The organism is Psychromicrobium ferritrahens (genome assembly GCF_043789415.1).
Classification (GTDB): domain Bacteria; phylum Actinomycetota; class Actinomycetes; order Actinomycetales; family Micrococcaceae; genus Renibacterium.
The window spans coordinates 435,977-453,366 of record NZ_JBDLLW010000002.1; the positions used below are offsets into that span (position 1 = coordinate 435,977).

16 protein-coding genes are annotated in these 17,390 nt (G+C 58.5%); 10 read left to right on the forward strand and 6 right to left on the reverse strand.

All coding sequences use genetic code 11. The features are described 5' to 3' along the window. Nucleotides 1-465: 465 nt before the first annotated feature. Both ABDK06_RS11745 and ABDK06_RS11750 read right to left on the reverse strand, forming a co-directional pair. The gene (locus tag ABDK06_RS11745) at nt 466-837 is read right to left on the reverse strand and encodes a homing endonuclease associated repeat-containing protein (RefSeq protein ID WP_394941326.1); all 372 of its coding nucleotides are present in this window, start codon (nt 835-837) and stop codon (nt 466-468) included. A gap of 101 nt (nt 838-938) precedes the next feature. After that, nucleotides 939-1,616, reverse strand: coding sequence for a thermonuclease family protein (locus ABDK06_RS11750; protein ID WP_394941211.1), 678 nt, complete (start codon nt 1,614-1,616; stop codon nt 939-941). A 1-nt stretch (nt 1,617) separates the two neighbouring features. On the opposite strand from ABDK06_RS11750, the gene ABDK06_RS11755 reads away from it, so the two are divergent. The 4 genes from ABDK06_RS11755 (at nt 1,618) to ABDK06_RS11770 (ending at nt 4,616) form a co-directional block, all read left to right on the forward strand. Further along, on the forward strand, nt 1,618-1,896 hold the full coding sequence (locus ABDK06_RS11755; RefSeq protein ID WP_394941212.1) for a hypothetical protein: 279 nt from the start codon (nt 1,618-1,620) through the stop codon (nt 1,894-1,896). A gap of 558 nt (nt 1,897-2,454) precedes the next feature. Next, entirely contained in the window at nt 2,455-2,823 is a 369-nt protein-coding gene (locus ABDK06_RS11760; protein WP_394941213.1) for a hypothetical protein, read from the forward strand. Between the two features lie 210 nt (nt 2,824-3,033). After that, on the forward strand, nt 3,034-3,384 hold the full coding sequence (locus ABDK06_RS11765) for a hypothetical protein (RefSeq protein ID WP_394941214.1): 351 nt from the start codon (nt 3,034-3,036) through the stop codon (nt 3,382-3,384). Then, nucleotides 3,384-4,616: a hypothetical protein gene (locus ABDK06_RS11770; protein WP_394941215.1), complete on the forward strand. Its 1,233-nt coding sequence runs from the start codon at nt 3,384-3,386 to the stop codon at nt 4,614-4,616. Before ABDK06_RS11765 ends, ABDK06_RS11770 begins: the two co-directional genes overlap by 1 nt. Nucleotides 4,617-4,743: 127 nt before the next feature. Here the strand turns inward: ABDK06_RS11770 and ABDK06_RS11775 are convergent, their stop codons facing one another. Then, on the reverse strand, nt 4,744-5,037 hold the full coding sequence (locus ABDK06_RS11775) for a hypothetical protein (protein WP_394941216.1): 294 nt from the start codon (nt 5,035-5,037) through the stop codon (nt 4,744-4,746). Nucleotides 5,038-5,530: 493 nt separating this feature from the next. Between ABDK06_RS11775 and ABDK06_RS11780 the strand changes: the two genes are divergently transcribed. Next, nucleotides 5,531-6,034 carry a DUF4160 domain-containing protein gene (locus tag ABDK06_RS11780; protein ID WP_394941217.1) on the forward strand — a complete coding sequence of 168 codons (504 nt, stop codon included), beginning with the start codon at nt 5,531-5,533 and terminating at the stop codon, nt 6,032-6,034. A 3-nt stretch (nt 6,035-6,037) separates the two neighbouring features. Here ABDK06_RS11780 and ABDK06_RS11785 read toward each other — a convergent pair whose 3' ends face one another. Continuing rightward, nucleotides 6,038-6,736 (reverse strand): hypothetical protein, encoded by a 699-nt coding sequence (locus ABDK06_RS11785; RefSeq protein ID WP_394941218.1) that lies wholly within the window; start codon nt 6,734-6,736, stop codon nt 6,038-6,040. A gap of 246 nt (nt 6,737-6,982) precedes the next feature. Beyond that, nucleotides 6,983-7,252 (reverse strand): hypothetical protein, encoded by a 270-nt coding sequence (locus ABDK06_RS11790; protein ID WP_394941219.1) that lies wholly within the window; start codon nt 7,250-7,252, stop codon nt 6,983-6,985. 101 nt (nt 7,253-7,353) lie between these two features. Between ABDK06_RS11790 and ABDK06_RS11795 the strand changes: the two genes are divergently transcribed. Beyond that, the gene (locus ABDK06_RS11795) at nt 7,354-9,774 is read left to right on the forward strand and encodes a DNA topoisomerase (protein WP_394941220.1); all 2,421 of its coding nucleotides are present in this window, start codon (nt 7,354-7,356) and stop codon (nt 9,772-9,774) included. Between the two features lie 238 nt (nt 9,775-10,012). Here the strand turns inward: ABDK06_RS11795 and ABDK06_RS11800 are convergent, their stop codons facing one another. After that, a complete protein-coding gene (locus ABDK06_RS11800) occupies nt 10,013-10,225 on the reverse strand; it encodes a hypothetical protein (RefSeq protein ID WP_394941221.1) in 213 nt (70 codons plus the stop codon). Between the two features lie 114 nt (nt 10,226-10,339). Between ABDK06_RS11800 and ABDK06_RS11805 the strand changes: the two genes are divergently transcribed. From ABDK06_RS11805 to ABDK06_RS11820, 4 genes are all read left to right on the forward strand, one after another. Continuing rightward, nucleotides 10,340-10,654: a hypothetical protein gene (locus ABDK06_RS11805; RefSeq protein ID WP_394941222.1), complete on the forward strand. Its 315-nt coding sequence runs from the start codon at nt 10,340-10,342 to the stop codon at nt 10,652-10,654. A gap of 209 nt (nt 10,655-10,863) precedes the next feature. After that, on the forward strand, nt 10,864-11,736 hold the full coding sequence (locus ABDK06_RS11810; RefSeq protein WP_394941223.1) for a hypothetical protein: 873 nt from the start codon (nt 10,864-10,866) through the stop codon (nt 11,734-11,736). A 140-nt stretch (nt 11,737-11,876) separates the two neighbouring features. Continuing rightward, nucleotides 11,877-14,156, forward strand: coding sequence for a hypothetical protein (locus ABDK06_RS11815; RefSeq protein ID WP_394941224.1), 2,280 nt, complete (start codon nt 11,877-11,879; stop codon nt 14,154-14,156). After that, the gene (locus ABDK06_RS11820) at nt 14,153-17,374 is read left to right on the forward strand and encodes a hypothetical protein (RefSeq protein ID WP_394941225.1); all 3,222 of its coding nucleotides are present in this window, start codon (nt 14,153-14,155) and stop codon (nt 17,372-17,374) included. Before ABDK06_RS11815 ends, ABDK06_RS11820 begins: the two co-directional genes overlap by 4 nt. The last annotated feature ends 16 nt before the right edge of the window (nt 17,375-17,390 follow it).

Consider the following 17,390-nt stretch of genomic DNA (forward strand, 5'->3'; position numbering starts at 1 on the left):
TCAGGAAGTGATTACCGGCCGTACGTGTTCAGTCTGCAGACTCGCCAGAGGGCGCATGGGGACGAAGGTCGGAAAGAAGGGGCAGAGAGCAAGCGCAGCCCGTCCGGTTTCCCAGTTCGTAAGCCGCCTCGCGGCGTCGGGGAGCTATCCCGATTCCCGTAGCATTCGGATCTGCGCTCAGAGGTCTTTCCTCGTTTTGCGCTCGTCGTTTCTTCGCATCCCGTGCGGGTTCTTGTCGCCGTACGCTCGCGAGATGCGAGGTTGGACGAGCGGCCCTCCAACGACTATGGGTGCGAGGCTCTCTTGCTACGTGGATTGTGCTGCGTGCCTGTTCCCGGCTGCTGACAGCTCAATCCCTCGCCCGGTGAATGCCGGTCCGGGACGGAAGTTTTCGCTCATCTTCTCGAGCCTCGAACTCTGTCAATGATGTTCCCGAGTCGGCTGTGCCGACTCTGTTTTTCAGCTTCATACTGAGCGCAGCGGACTGGTGCAAGCCGCAGTCCAGCTTGCGATGTCGCTGGGTAGATTACGCGGTTTGTGCGGCGGCTGCGCTCCATTGATCGAACGGGGCACGGATGCTGGTTGCCGGCGGCACGTTGGTCCGCGGATGCACAGGGCTGCGACCATCTGAGGCTTGGCCATTTTCGTGGTCGCATCCTGCAACTGCAGGGGCTGCGTCGTGCTGGTGAGGCCAGCGGCTGCCAGAGCCTCGCCCCAGGATCCGAAGCGGTGCGTGTACAAATGCACCGATGGGTCGTTGTCGTGGCAGCGCTGTTCATAGGTACGGCGGCCAAGGGTAGGCTCGCCCTGAGCGAGTCTGCACAACATGTTCAGCAGATCTTCGTCGCTTTAGAGGATTGTCATGGCATAGCTCCAGTCGTAGGGAGTAATCTTGTGTGGCTGTATGCCGCCGACCCGTAGGCTCACCTTTGGCTGGTCTACCTACGGCCGAGGCTCTGGCAACGCTCTGGTGCCCCGTATGCGCCGGTCTTGGCGTATTTGGGCAACTCGGCGGCGGTGAGGTAGTCGTTCCATCGCCCGGGCTGGGCTGCACTCTTGGGTATCCAGGCTTCGGCGTAGCCGCTCTTCAACTGAGCCAGGTTCACGTCAGCAATGGCGGATGCGGACATGTAGGCAAGCGATCGACCGTAACGGTCGGTGCGATCCACGCCAGGACTCTGATCGTAGGTAATTATCACCTCAGTACCCTTAGGTAGCAGCTCGACCAGATGATCAGTCGCGGCCTGCGCGCCGCATTCCGGCGGTGCGCCCTTTCCGAAGTTCATCTCCGGTGCGTCGATGCCCAGGAGCCGCACTGTGTGCTGGGTTCCTGCATCGTTGGTGGGCTGCAGGTCGCTGTTTGCTTGAACCACTATCGTGTCGCCGTCGATCACGCGGACGATCTTGGTGTTCACAGCCTTGGGCAGCGACGCGGCCGCAGAATGGCTGGGCGTTGCCTCCGGCGGTGCTAGACCAACCGGACTGGTAGTGGTCTGGTTCATCGAAACGGACTGGCTCCGTACGTCCTGGCAGCTGGTGAGAGCCAGGATGATCGTTAGGCCGATGAGGATTGCGAGACCGGAGATAAGGCGTGCGCTTGAAAGGTAATGGGTCATAATGTGGTGGCTTTCTGTCGCAGATGAACAAGTGTTCGTGGGCAGGGTCGTACGCGTCGAGGAAGATCGCGCGATAGGTCGCTGGAAAGTCCGCCCAGCGGACGCTCCCGCAGACGCCGAAGTGCATCCGGTCGCGATAGACGATGACGTAGGCGGCTGCCTGCTGGTCGACGTATCGTGTCGTCTCACCTTCGAACTCGATGTCGTGCCACGCTTAGCCGTCGAAGCTCATCGGCCGGGTCATGGTGACAAAGTCCGGATCCGAGGCTGCACTGTTTAACGGAGCGCCATCAGACAAAAAGCGCTTGGGGTGTTTTATCTGTGTGACATCGGAGGTGCTCCTCAGGTCAGTTGTCGGTGACGAGAGACAGCGCTGTGTCTGTTCCACCACGCGGCCCGCCGGAGGGCGAGCAAGTACGCCAGGCGAACAGCGGTAGCGAATGACACAGCGTCTCTTCGAAGGCCCCGGATCGACTTTGTCGATCCCAGACTCCTCCCCTATCGAATGCCACGACGATAGAATATCCTCGAAGACAAGAATGATCTATCAAATAACGATCACGAGAGGGCATCGAACGACAAGAATGAAGAGCTTAACTCGCCTGATCCTGACGTCGGCGATGATCACCCTGGCACTTAGTGCGATGACCAGCAGTGACAACGGTACTGGTTGTCACACAGGCCAGCAACGACTTGGGCCACACGACCACCGTGATGTCGCACCAAGGTTAGCGACGAGGACGCCGCGCGCTTCCTGGGCTTCGAACTCCGAGAGAAGGTTGATGCGTGCGTGGCTACGATACTGGGCACGAGCACAGTGAAGACACCAGGTTCCCCAGTGACCATAAAGCTCATGCAGCCAGCGTCCGATCCCCCGGCGTCTGCACCGAATCTCACGGCGGTCTACGACAGCAAGCCAAAGGAGGAGATCACCTCGGTCTCGCAGGTCCAGCCGGGACTGGTCTCGATGTTGTCGTCATTCGTGAAGACTCCTGAGCAGAAGGCGAAGATCATAAACGCCGGACCCTGCCTAGGCAACGCGGGGCTCCGTGCAGGCTTCTCAGCGGGATCACTGCACTTCTTCGTCGGTGGCGCGCCCCTCAACTCCGGATCGGTGGTTGAACATCTCACAACCTACAAGGACAAGCTGCTGTGGACCTCCCCAGCATTCACGGGCACGATGTCAAGCTGCCTGCAAAGCGCGTGACCCGCTGCGAAATGAAGAACACCTCAGCTGAATACAGCTGGGCAACTCCCGTGCGACGAGGAAGGCGACACAGTGATCCGCAAATCGAGCACGACAGTATCGCAATTCGATAGGATACAAGAATCACTCATTCAATCGTGTTGACTGATGAGTAGAATGGACTCATATACCAATCGAATGCGAAGTGAGAGATGGAGAGCGAGGTTAGACGTGACTGAATCCTCGACGACCACGGTCAACGCCGACAAGCGCGAACGCGCGGTGTTGCGACTGGGTCGTGATATGAAGCAGCGCGCGGAATACTGGGCGCAGAAGCACGGCTATACCTCGGTCAATGAGTACATGGCCGATGCGGTGGATGAGAAGATCCGCCGCGAGAATCTCGATTACGACCTGCCGACGCTGGAGATTGCCAGACTCAACCAGGTTGTCGACGAGCTGAAGGCGCTGTCGACGAATCAGGCGAACCTCGAACGCGTGGTGACGAGCGGTTTCGACTCGCTCATCGGCCTGACGCGTGGGGACAACTACCTGCTCGATGCCGAGGACGGTGAGCTCTGATGGCGATGCAAGGCACCAGCTTCCGTGCCATGCTCGAGGATGCGAAGACGAGCGAGCCCGCTGAAGTCGACACCTCCTTCCTCGACAAGTACCGCAGGACGGGCACCGTCCCGAAGAGGCAACAGGACGGCGCAGATCCGCACCGGCAGGCGGAAGAACCTTCGCCTAAGTGGGACGCAGCTGAGTCAGAGGTCACTGCCAAACGCTTGCGGGAGGCGGTAGAAGAGAGCAAAGCCGAGATCTCTGGCAAGGAGTTGCTCGTCCAGGAGTCTGAGGCTGACAGGCTCGGTCGGGACGACGAGCTTGAGCGCAACGTCAATGCGCTTTGGCCGGATGAGTCGAAGCTTTCGAGCGGCGGCGGCAGCAGCCGCGGAGGTTCGGGGAGCTCAGCCACAGCGCCAACTGACAGTGCAGTGCATCCTGCCCAGGACCAGGCTTTGACTCCAGTGACTGCACCTCCTCCCCCACCGCCAGCGCACAGCGATGGCGACGCCAATTTGGCTGCGCAGCTGGATGAGGCGCTCGACGATGAAGATGCGCAGCACAGGGATCATGATCGAGTACGCGACATCTCGGCAAGCCGGAAGAGCGATCAACGTGACGCAATTCAAGGTGCCGCATCAGGGGTGAAAGGTGGTGCCTCAAACGGCACCAGCGACTCACTTCCGGAGTCGGGCTTCAGGCTCCCGGGGTCCGAGAGTCTGCTGATGGTGCGCAATCTGCCCTTCCCTCTGATGGAGGCACTGCGTGAGCAGCTCAGGGCGGCTGCCGTCCGAGAGCGAGGCGTCAGCGACAGCACGGCAAGGGGGTTTAGCAAGCGCCTAAGCCAGCCGGCTCTCGTGACGGCGTTCCTACTGGCGCATCTCGATGTGCGGATCGATACGGATCAGGCGACACGAACGGCCGCAGAGCTGTTCCGATCGCAGGATCCACTCCTGGGCTCGGTAGTCGAGCGGATGGATGCACTTGAGTACCGGGAGAACGAGCACAGCACACAGCTGCAGCGACTTCAGGAGGCCCTGCAGTTCGTAAACGAGACCAACGCGGCGATCGAACAGGCGGTCGCATACTCCATCGCGGACAAGACCGAGAATTTCCTTCGAGGCTCTCACAACATTCACGAAGCCCCGATCACACACAAGGATGCGATCTATGTCCGCGACAAAGTCCGCGACGAGACGAAGAAGCGCGCGAAGCTCGAGAAGGATCGAGGCGGAAAGCCCATCCGCTGAGCCTGCCCCTTCCGATGCAAGCAAATGACCTCAGGAGAGGTTCAGCATCTCAGGGCGTCATCTATTTTTGAGAAGAACACTTATTACTGAGAGAAAATTAGATCGGGGACGACTTGATTGATCTGGATCAACGGACTTCAACGTATGGCTCTTCAGCCATAACATGGATAAACATCTCAGGGGCAGGCAGATTGAAAGAGTCCTTAGGTCCTATCACTCTCCCAGGCTTTCCCGTCAGCCCTGATGCCATGTCATTTATTGCATCAACAGCATCCGCAAAGCGCTTAAGTCCGTCTTCCTCATCAAGTTCGGGCCAAATGTCACGAACCCGTGCAGCAACGTCTGCTTCCCTCTTCAGAGAGAGATGCGCGAGAACCTCCATCTGTTCGCCGGAAATGGGCAGATGCTTCCACGTACTCACGGAGTTCCTCTCGAATAATGATCTGGTAGACAGCCCGCCGATATAGGTGTATCAATCGGTATAAGCGATTGATACAAGGGCAGACTACCAGAAATCAATTTTTGATCGACGTTGACCGGATGCCACCGAAGATCCGGCAGCTTCCAAGGAATCACCATGGTTAACCAGTGCCGGCTGAATCGCTCCGAAACGACGTACTTCCGGAGCATGGCAAGCAGGACTACCAGAGAATTGGCGCGCTCTTTGTGAGCACTCGGTGCGCGATCTGGGGGGACTTTCGTCCAGATGATCTCCAGTACCGGCTGGCTGGTCAGCGGGGGCGAAGCCACGACGATCCTAGCGGTTCCAGCCAAGGAGTTATTGGCTGAGTCGATCCTGCTTCATGAGAGTAATTGCGCACACCGAAACTCTAGCGCCTGGAGTTCGTTTGCGCGCAGGGCAACTCTGTTCGTCTCGGAGTTGAGCGTAGGTGGGTCACACTTAAGATGTTTGAATGAGCAAGCACCCGGACAACCCCTTTTGGGATGATAAACAAGACGTACCCGTTACCCTATTCTCACAGATAGATTGGGATAAGGCCGAGGTCGGCGGATTCATCACGGCCGAGCATGTCCTGGATCGTTTGGGGAGAATGCTCGAACACGCATTGGGAAACGAAAATCCAAATGCCGCCTTTGATGAAGAAGGTTTCTTCATCTCCTTGGTTGCGGCTGGCATCAAGCATGACGGGATCACTTTGACCGTGCACACGGACGATCATAATCCTCCCCATTGTCACGTCTTGGTCAAAGGAGAACCAGGTGAGAAGCTGCGCATCGATCTAACTACGGGCGAGTTTATGGATGAAGTACCCAAAAAGATCCAGCCCCAAAAGAAGCGGATCAAGGCCATGTTCCTAAGGAATCAAGGTGCTCTGAACGAGATCTGGGTCAGTTACAAAGGCGGCTCGGACTCGTCCGAGGATGAGGGGTCGCCTGAGGGCGAAGACTCGGTATAAGACTCAGTTCGCTTCTAAGTAGGCCACCATGGGGGCAGCAGCTAACTCCCTGGCGGTCCCTTCCGCTTGGAGAATGTCGCCAGTGGTGGCCACAAGGACCATTGCCGCCAATCGGTGCGCTTCCAAATCCAGGTCAATGTATGGAGGCTTGCCCGAACCCATCGTGTCGTCATCGTTAGTCGGTGCGTAGCGACCAGCTAAGAACCCCGTGGCGTGAGTCCAAGTAGATTCTTCCCTCCATAGGCGGTACACCATCCAGAGGTTAGTACCCTTGCTACTCTTGACGGCTTTGGTCAAGAGTTTCGCCTCTTCTCTGATCAGCTTATCCTCCGAGACATCCAAGAAGAACGCCCCCATTTCGGCGACGTCGATGTTTGATGGGAGGCCGTTTTCCCGCATGTATTGGTCGGTCTTAGCTTCATTTGCTCGATCGTGGTCGAGAATCGTGTCAACGGCTCTCGCGCGATCTGACTGTGGCATACCTCCAAGCCAAAGCATCCGTATGATCAATTCCCAGAACGCGCGCCGGTTTGGAGCAGCCGCGTGCCCTACCTCCGCAGCTGTGAGCATCGCAATGACCCGGCTCTGTTCGAAAGCTGCACGCAACCAGCCGACAGCGACTTGACTGACTCTGGTTACAGGTACCTCACCGAGGTCGACCGCGAGGACGGAGTTCGCGGCGCGAAGGGTGTAATCGGCCATTACCCGGAAATCAGGACGCTCACGCTTGGATTGGCGCTCTTTCTTCGCCCTGCTGCAGCTCATGGCCCCACTATATCCACGGTCCATGCCTGGTCGTAGATCCCATACGTGGCGCACCGAGCAGTTGAGACCTTCCACCGGCCGCGCATTCCAACCGTTTGGTGGGACGTGCATCGCGTGTAGGCGGATGACCCCGGGAGACTCCGCTTCCCGGGGTCATAGTTTTGTTGTAGCCAGCTCTGCGGATCAGAAACGAGCACGGTGCTTGCTACGGACAGCCACCTTCAGGGCATCGGCGAGACGGATGTTGACAGAGCCGGAACTGTCGAACCAGTTCGCTGCAGCAAGTTCCTGAACCTGGATCGCGGAGGGCTCCAGCCATTTCGGTCCCATCATCGCCGCGTTCGCCGGCGTGTCATAGTCACGGGTGTCACCCTTGATCGAAGGTGGGGAGGTCCAAGGTGAGCTTTCGAGACCGGTAATGGAGGCATACCAAAGCACTGAAGCTATTGTCATCTAAACGCCAAAACTTCCTCCAAAACCATTCTGATAGATCATTCTAAATGCTTTTCAGATAGACTTGTACTCATGTATGAGTCGTCAATTGAAAGGAGTGCATGATGGTCGCGACCATCGTTGCAGAGAAGCCGAGTGCAGCACGGGCCATGGCGGCGGCACTGGGAGGCCAGATTGGCCAGTACCAGGGCGTCGATTACGAAATCACGAATCTGCGGGGCCACCTCTACGAGTTCATGGCTCCAGACAAGATGGTAGATCCGTCGCTTGCGGATAAGTATCAGAAGTGGGACCTCGGGAACCTCCCCTGGGATCTGGAGGACCTGACATGGAAGCGTGCGCCTCAGCAGAACGTCGGCGACGTGATCAAAAACCTGCGGGCCGCGCTGCAGCGCGGTGATGAAATCGTCATCGCCACGGATTTAGATCCCTCCGGTGAGGGTGATCTGCTTTTCTGGGAAGCGATCGACGAGCTCAGTTTCCATGGCAAGCGCTTCTCACGCATGGAGTTCATGGACGAGGCCGCGGCCTCGATCCAGAAGGCGTTCACTTCGCGCCGGCCTGTGAAGTCGATGCAGGACGAGAGTAACTACCGTAAGGCAATGTACCGCGCACAGTTCGACTTTCTGTCGATGCAGTGGAGCCGGGCTGCGACCAATATGGCGCGCTCGTCCGGCAAGGACACTGTGCTGCGGCAGGGCCGATTGAAATCCGCAATGACGCAGCTGGTCGGCGACCAACTGAAGGCTTACAACGCCTACGTCAAGAAGCCTTTCTTCCAGAACCGGTTCCGCGACGAGAACGATGTGATGTACACGAGCCCAGAGGAGCCGCGGTTCGACCAGAAAAGTCAGGTACCCCAACAATATGTGGCCTCCGCCGTCGTCCTCGACAGCAAGACGATGAAGCAGACCGCTCCCCCAAAGCTGCTGGATCTGGCAGCGTTGTCCTCGATGCTCGTTGGCAAGGGCGTGAAGGCGAAGTTCGTCCTGGAGACGTACCAAAAGATGTACGAGGCCCAGGTCGTGAGCTACCCACGCACCGAGGATAAGACCATCACTCCGGAGCAGTTCAACGAGCTTGCGCCGCTGGTCGACAAGATCGCCGCAGTGGTCGGTGTTGATGCGGCGCAGCTCACGCACCGTACGCCGCGCAAGACACATGTGAAATCGCAAGGGGCACACGGCGCGAACCGCCCCGGACCGAAGGTGCCGGTCTCGCTGGCCGAGGTTGAGCAGCGGTTCGGTACGACCGGGCGATTGATCTACGAGACGTTGGGTAAGAACTATCTGGCGATGATTGCTGAGGACTATGTCTATGAGCAGCAGAAGGGTCATGTCCAGCGCTACCCCGAGTTCGTCGGCATCGCGAACGTGCCGCAGAGCGTCGGGTGGAAAGTCGTCTTCGACCCCAACGCCGGCGACGATCCCACCGATAAAGACAGCACGAACGATGGCGATGCCAGCGAGTCGACCAGGGGTCTGGGTCAGAACGCCGAGCCGTTCATCTTTGAAGGTGCGAACAAGCGGCCCGAGCACCCGAGCATGAAGTGGCTCATGAAGGAGCTCGAGAAGCGCGATGTGGGCACCGGTGCGACCCGCACCTCGACTTACTCGGAGGTAACGAGTACGAACACGAAGTACCCGCTGCTCATCGAGAAGGGACGCAAGCTCATTCTGGCCGGGGCAGGCGAGATGAGCTGGCTGCTGCTGCCTGGCACACACATCGGCGATCTTGCACTGACGGAGAAGGTCTACGTGGACATGAAGGATATCGCCGCGGGTACCGCTACCGCCCAGGAGCGGCTTGCTATCGTCGCCGACTGGGTGCGCGAGGACATCACCACGATGACCAAGAACGCGGTCTCCATGCGCTCCACGTTGCGTTTGAAGGAGGAGGTCCTTGCCCAGAAGGAACGCGCGAAGGGTACTTGGGGCACCCGGGAGGTGGCTTTCGCCCGTGAATGGGGTGGATATCATTTCAGCGACGAGGAGGTCGAGAAGCTGCTGTCCGGCGAGATGATCGACTTCCAGGCAACAAGCCAGCAGGGCAAGACCTACGACGTCTTCGGCAAGCTGGGCGAGGGCACCTACAAGGGTAAGAAATTCATGGGTTTCCAGAAGCTCGGCTTCGGTCGCCGGGACACGAGCGGTGCTGTTCTGCCGCCGAAGGAGTGGTGTAAGCATGTCTTCACGCAGACCGAGATTCAGGTGCTCATGGCAGGTCAGTCAATTGAGGCTGGCGACTTTGTCAGTAGCAAGACGGGCAACAACTTCAGCTGCAAGGTGCGCTGGGACACCAAGACGCAGAAGATCGTCCCTGACTTTGGCACGAGCGGCGACGAGCCACCGATGTCCTGGTGCGGCGTGAAGTTTACCGATGCGCAGCGCAAGGATCTTGCCGACGGCAAGACGATCGAAGGGAAGGGCTTTCTGTCAAAAAAGACCGGCAAGACATTCGATGCGAAGCTCACCTGGAAGGAAGAGAAAGGGGCGAAGAAGCTCGTGCCATCATTCGGCTGATGGTGCCCTGGCGAGGCCCGTTCGTGGAGCGATGTGCTCTGCGTCCGGGCCTTGTCGCATTCAAATGCCATTCGTATTACATTTAAGAATCGCATTCCAATAGCGCGTAGACGATGATCTGATTTCTGTTCGATTATCAAGTGAAAGGGTGCGACTCAGGGCAAAGACATCCACTGCAACCGCTATGACACGACCGCACACTTCGAACATACCTCCTACACTAGGAGGGTGCGTCGGTCTAATCGGTGACATCCATGGCGATGCAGCATGTCTGCGCCGCACGGCGACACTCTTGGCCGCTAAGTGCCGCACCTCGCCGGTTCAGCTCGGCGACTTCAGGATCATCTGGCGGGGGCATGGTGTCGTGTGCATCTTCTCCCACATCGGACTTCTTCTCCGTTCCGGAGCAACCGCCGTTTCGGCTGGCGATGGCGATGACGGTACGACGCATGTGGTCGGCTGGCCCGCCGGAGCCGCGAACAGTGATAGTGGCGTGCGCACGCCGGGATAAAGCTGGTGGGCAGCCGAGCTCCCCACCGACGAGCAGGCAAAGGGATTAGTCACGTTGCCGATTAGCCCCGACATGATTCTGGCTCATGAAGCCCTGGCTACGCCAGGGTTGATCGCAATGCTCGGTGACGGCTTCGGTTGGGACCCGAAGGATTCGACATACGCCCGCCTGGCTCAGCAAGAGCACACCGCACGCGTACTTTCCGTCCCGGACCCGACGAAAGAGACGCTGCTGGTTTCGGAGCGAGCCACCCTGGAACGACTAAGTGATGGCGAAATCGTTTCACTCTCGATCCGACAGGAAATTCTCAATCGCGAACGGACACCAAGGAGCCTCGTGGTGCTTGATCCAACAGGCGACACACCTTAGCTGGTGGATGTGCCGGAGTAGCAAGAGTCGCACTGCCGACGAGAACTCGCAATGCCTGGAGCGATCCAGGAATGGGGGAGTCATTCAAGACACCATTTGATAGGTGTTTCCAATGGTATATATAAGATAAGCTAGAGTCGTGATTGACTCGTCTTTCAGATCATTCACATAGGAGCACGCGACAGGACCAAGAAGTAAGGACGATCCCAATGGCGAAAAGTTCGTATCGCATCACAACGCCACTCAATCGCGGCTACCTCGACCACGAGATCTCGTTCCAGATCTTCGGCTGGCAGATTCCGGCGACACCGCTGAAGCAGCTGGTCTTCCTCCTCGGCGGCCTGCTGGTCGTGGTCTGGGCGGCACTGATGACATTTATCAAAGATGCAAACCCTGGGCTCATCGCCCTGTTCGTGATCTGGGGTTTCATCACCGTGTTCTACCTTGGTGGCCTAACGAGGACCCGCGAGCTGCGCTTTAGGACGGTGCCTGCCTTTCTGGCGTATGCGCCGAAGCGGGCCAGGCACGTGGTGACTCGTCGCAACGCGGACCCGAGCGATTTCTACTCGATCGTCGGCATTGACGATGTGACCAAGGACGGAGAGATCCATTATGCCGATGGTGGCGTTGGACAGATCTATCTGGTTGTTGGCTCGGCGAGTTACTTGCTTTTCGATGAGGACCGCATCGCGATCCTGGATCGCGTCGACTCGTTCTGGCGCAAGGTGCAGACGACTTGCGAGTACGCCTTCATCACGACTAAGGAGCCGCAGCGCATCTATCACCAGCTCGCGAACCTGGAGCACCGCAACCAGGCGCTCGAGATCCGTGATCCGGATCTGCTGGAGCTGCAGAACGAGCAGCACGACATCCTCACCGAGCATGTCGGCGGGAACTTCAGCTCCATCCATCAGTACGTGTTGCTCAAGGGCAATAGCTCCGAGGCACTGCGTCAAGCGCGCCTGATCCTGCAGGCCGAGGTCGAGCAGTCCTCGCTGATGATCAAGGAGGCCACAGTACTCGACCGCGATGAGAGTTACCAGATGCTGCGGATTTTCTACCAGGGCATAGATGCAACATGAGCCGAGGGCAGCACAGGAACATCATCCCTCAGGCATGCCGGAGAGCCCAAGAAAACCGACAGATTCATGAAGACGACGAGCCGGAGATGCAGATGGCACTGATGACGAGGATCCGACACCGCCCAGGGCTCAGTAAGCCAGTGTCGGAACATGTGGTGCTCGATGAGAGCACGAGTTTGGCGGGTAACAGCCAAAGCCAGATCTCTGAGGCGGAGGTTACGCCCCTGGAAGGCATGGACAATACCGCAAACGGATCAGCCGACGACGAGCAGCCAGAGCTGAAGCAGAATTGGTGGCAGCGCCACCAGGAGATGAAGAAGCTCGAGGGCAAGTTCGAGAGTTATCCACACCTTCTGGTTCTGAAACCGAAGGAGCGGTATGCCTTCCGCTCGGACTACTTCGAGGTTGACTCCTCGGTCGGCTGCGTACTTTCGTTCTTTCACGACTCTGCGGCTCAGGATGGCTTCGCGGCGTTCTGGGGCATCGGCCGGATCCCGGATGGACTCGATGATCGCGTGACGGCAGTTGTGCTCGAGCAGATAGTCCGACGGGACCAGAAGTGGATCGACCAGTACACCAGACAGTCCGAGAATCTGGACAAGCTGGAGAGAGGCGAGCAGGCCGAGAGCGGCACGACATCCTCGCGTCGCAAGGCCAAGAAGGTCGCTGGTGACATGGAGACAGTGATAGGTGAGCTGCAGGATGGCGGGGCGTACCTCTCGGTGCAGAATCGGCTACTGCTCAAGGCTCCGGATCTGATCACACTGGAGGAGACGATCGAGCGGATCTCACGGCTCTACATCGATCGCTTCGGAACGATCAAGGTTGCACCATACGTTGGCGAGCAGCGTCAGGAGCTCTCGGGTCTATTCAAGAAGAACGACAAGAAACGTGGGTCCGGGTTCCACTTCACTTCGACCGAGCTGGCCGGTTCCTACTCGCTGGTGACCAACGGTCTCAACGATTACTCGGGCGAATACGTGGGCTTCATGATCGGCGACGTGAACAACAGTGCCGTGCTCATGGACACCAACGGGTATAGCCACCATGTGGTCGTCGCCGACAATGCAGTCTCGGATTACCTGGGGCGGGAGCGGGTTGCGAATATGTGGGGCTCGAAGCTCTCGCAGTCGTGTTTGCTCGCCAATGGATCGGTCGTGCATTTGGTTCTCGACGGTGCGAACCTCGACAAGCTTGGACCGAAGTTCGATGACCTCACAGCTCACGTCGATCTCAACAGCGGCGACGTAAACATGTTCGAGATGTTCGGCGACGAAGATGATGAGCTGTCGATCTTCTCGTCGCAGATGAAGAAGCTCACGCTCATGTTCGAGCAACTCTACCAGGCGCGGGATGCGGCGATGAATTCGATCATCCGCGACAACCTCGAGACGATCGCGGAGCAGTTCTACGTCGACCAGCGGATGTGGGTGCGCAATGCGAAGGAGAACCGGTCCCGCCTGAGAGTCGTGGGTATCCCCCACGACCAGGTGCCGCGTCTGCAGATGTTCATGTCCTACCTGGACACAGCCCTGAAGGAGCGCGAGAACTCTTCAAAGAATAATCAGTCCACGCTGGATGCACTAACGGTGCTGACCGGTGTTGCTCGTAATCTGCTTAACACCAATGGCGACCTCTTTAACAACTTCACAGCTGAGGCCGTCGATGGCATTCGTGACGCCAAGCGCGTCGTCTACGACTTCTCGCGGCTCATGCGCCGAGGCAAGGGTGTGGCGATGGCTCAGCTGGTGAATATTGTGGGCTTCGCAATCGGAAAGCTCCAACATGGCGACACAGTGATCATCCACGGTGCCGAGCACATCGATGAACAGGTCAAGGAGTACATCCAGAGCCAGTTTGAGCACCTGTTCCACCGTGGTGGCCGGGTCGTGTTCAGTTACAACGACACAGACAAGATGCTCGAGGACGCGGCGTTCAACAAGTTCGACGCCGCGGACTTCACGATCTTCGGCACGATGCGCGACAAGACAGTGGAGGACTACCAGAAGCTGCTGCATCAGGAGATACCTAAAGATCTGGCCAAGCTAATCACGCGCAAGGGTGAAAACCTCTCGTACCTGCGCCGCGGGCACTCCAACGTCGTTTTCCACTTGGACCTTGCCCTAGGCATCAACCCCAACCGCGAGAAGCAGCGCCGGGATATGCGACGCAAGGCGCAGCAGCTTGAGGAGAGCAAGCGGCTGAGCACAGTGATGACTGAGAAGCCGGTCCCAGGTGCGAATACGACTGGCGGTGGCGGTAGCAATGAGGACCGCAAGCAAGCAGAAGCGAAGAGGGGCATGCTACCGGTTCACAAGCACAAGGCAATCGAGAAGAAGACGCTCTCGACAGCGGACAGGTTCAGCAACGGGTCGCAGATGACGAGGACCAAGCAACGAAACGACGGGAGTGCTCGATGACGCAGAAGACGGGACTGGCGATGATCCCGGTGGGTATGATCGCGCAGCCGACCTGGGTGCGCACGCTAACTGGCACGCTGCTGCTGGCGCTTCTCGTGCCGCTGATGTTCCTCATGGTCACCTCGACGGCGCATGCCGCCGATGACCAAGAGAAGGAAGACTACTCTCTTTACAAGCTTAGTTCGAACGCTAACGTCTACTTTGCAGATCGGTTGTCACCGAAGAGCAGCAACCCGGCCCCCGACAGCAAGTGGGCAGGCATCTACCAGAACCCAGCCGAGGCGGGCTCGATGATGGGGTACGCCGACGACGGGAACTGGGTCAACTGGCTTTTCTCGACCGTGACCGGCGCATCCCACACCGTCAAGCTTGACGTGTTCCCCGACGGGTATCAGGGCATGAAGAGCTATGCACAGTTCGGTGCGGCAAACGCTGACCTCGGTCTGGACAAAATGTACTCGGCCGCGGGCTTCGACCCGATCATCCGAGGTGTGGGTGGCGCGCTAATGTGGCTGGTGTACATCCTGGCGATCGGTGTGGGTCTGTTGTTTTGGGGGTTCATCCAGATCCTACAGTTCATGAATCCGTTCCTGTGGTTCCACAAGGGACTGGCGGCAGTGTCGCCGGCGTACAAAAACTTCGCCGACGGCATGGTCACCTCGAATGTGAACGGTCAGGAGACGGTGCACGCTGCGCCATCGGGGCTTTCGGGGCTAGAGGGTTTCATTGCCGAATGGTACGGCGCGCTGGTCTCGATGTCCTGGGGCGTGCTTGTTCCCTTGTTCATTGGGTTCCTGTTGATCGGCTTGGTCTTCTTCAAAAAGATGGACCGTGGCTCGGCGTTCAAGAAGATTGTGGTGCGTGTGCTCTTCCTGGCCTTCGGACTTCCCCTTTTTGGTGGCATGTACACCTCGATCCTGAGTCAGTTCAGCGAGGACCTCGGCACGCAGAACAGCGGACCCACGCAGGTCGTCGCTTCGACGTACGTTGACTTCGAAGGGTGGATGAACAAGGACCGGCTCCACGTGCCGGACAACGCTTCGATCACCTGGGACCCGAGCACCGGCCACTCGCTGCCCATCTCGACGTTTTCAGTCAGGAATACAGCCCTAGCGATCAACAAGCAGGTCCACTCCGGTGAGCTGGCAAATCTCAGTGTTGCGGCGGTGGACAAGAACAGCAACGCCTCATCGGTCTGGGCGAACACATCGAACATCAACGGCGACAAGGTCCAGCAATCTGATGCATCCGGTGCCGGCATGGTGATCGACATGCTCTGGCGGTACATGAGCCATCAGACAGTGAATGCGTCAGACTTTGAGTCGAAGATCCAGGGTGAGATCCAAGCAAACTCGACGATGGCTCAGACATACAAGCAGCAGCTCTTCACTAAGAGCAAGTACGAGGATGCTTCCGGATTCGGTGAAGAGGCTGCAGGCCAGTCGGGTGTCAACCCTGAGCAGCACCCGCTGTTCTCGACGAACCATGCGGGTCTGACCTCGTCAGCAGCCGATGGAACCAAGGGAGTGTCGTTCTCATCGAGTGGCACGACGCAGTGTGATTTCCGGGTCGTGAAAGACGGGACCAAGTATCCACTTGATTGCAACCTGGCTCCGATGGCGGCGTATAACTATCAGAACACGGAGTTCAACGCGGATTCCATGACGGTCTACTCGGCGAATAAGTCGGCCTCCGGTTTCACTCGGACGTTCCATTCCTCGGTAGCTCAGGTCGGCACCGGCGCGTCGGCGTTCATGTACTGGGCCAACGCCTTCGTGCTGCTGTTGTGTATGGCCCTGCTCGGTATTACCTATGGCCTGGGCATGCTCACCGCGTCGCTAAAGCGTGGCTTCAGTACCATCGTTGCAGTGCCGTTTGCGACCCTAGGTTCGATCGCGAGCATCGCCAAGGTCATCATCTACGCGACAGCGATGATTCTCGAGGTGCTGGTGACAGTCTTCCTATACCAGTTCGCCTCAAAGTTGCTGATCTCGCTGCCGCAGCTCATCGAAAGTCCGATCGCAAACCTGCTGAAGCCGTCGAACGGCAATTTCGTCAACGTGCTTGCGAGCTCAACACTGGGTCCAGTGCTGGTCGTTGTCATGACCCTCGTGTCGATCTTGCTTATCTTGGGCGTCACGATCACGCTGATGCGGGTGCGTGGCTCGGCACTGAAGGCGATGGATGAGGCCGCGACCAAGCTCGTGGACCGGTTCCTCGAGACAAATACACCGCCGAAGGCCAGCAGCGGGCTTATGCCTGCAATGGCCAGCGGTCTGGGTGCAGGTGCAGGCAGTGCAATGGCGAGCCGCTTGGGCGGCAGTAAGGGGTCTTCGTCCATGAACAACATGGGCAAGGCTGGCGATCAGTCGTCTAAAACTGGTGTGCAGTCGACGAACGTCGGTGGCACGAACGGCAGGTCGTCGATCGAAGGTGGTCAGCAGAAGGGTGAGCTGGAGGCCGGTACGACCAGCGGCAATCCCGACGACGGCGGGAACGCCGGTGGCCTCAACGGCGGCCCTGGGGGTCCTGGTCTTCCGGGCGGCCCGGGAGCAAATGGCAAGGCGAAGGCCCTCCCCGGGGGCTCAGGCTCCGGTGGTGCCGACGGCGTGGATGGTGCTGACGGCTCCGCACCAGTCGGTCCTGATGCTGGTCCTGCCAGCGGCGACGGTCGTGGAAGCACAGCCGACCAGGGCTCGACGATCAACGCCTCGGACCGCGCGGGGCAAGGCTCTCGTTCTCTGGACGATCGCCAGGTCGCTCAGCGGGTAAGGCAACAGGGTGGTCTCACACAGCTCGGCATTGGTAGCGTCGGGACCGGTGGCAAGACCACCGGCGGCAGGGTTAGTACCGATCAGCCGAATGGTCAGCAGAATCGGGACAGCCGTCGTGAAGGCCGTGTGCTGACCGTAGGCCAGACCAACGACCAGAAGAGCCAGCTGACTGACCCGCGGTCGAGTACCGTTGGGCAGAAGGCTCTGACTCCCTCTCCCCAGCGTTCGCTCCAAGCTCGCAACACCGGTATTCGACAGAGTCAGACCCCTCGACAGGGGAAACCTATTCCCGCGAAGCCGCAGCAGAATCTGCTCACGGTTCCTGACAGGGTGTCGACCAGCAAACCGACGGTGGTACAGCAGGTCAAGGGCAAAGAAATGACAAGGGCGCAGCGTGAGCAACGTCGATCTGTCTCGTCCGTGAAGGATGACAGCAAGCGCTGAGTCCGATAGCGGCTTC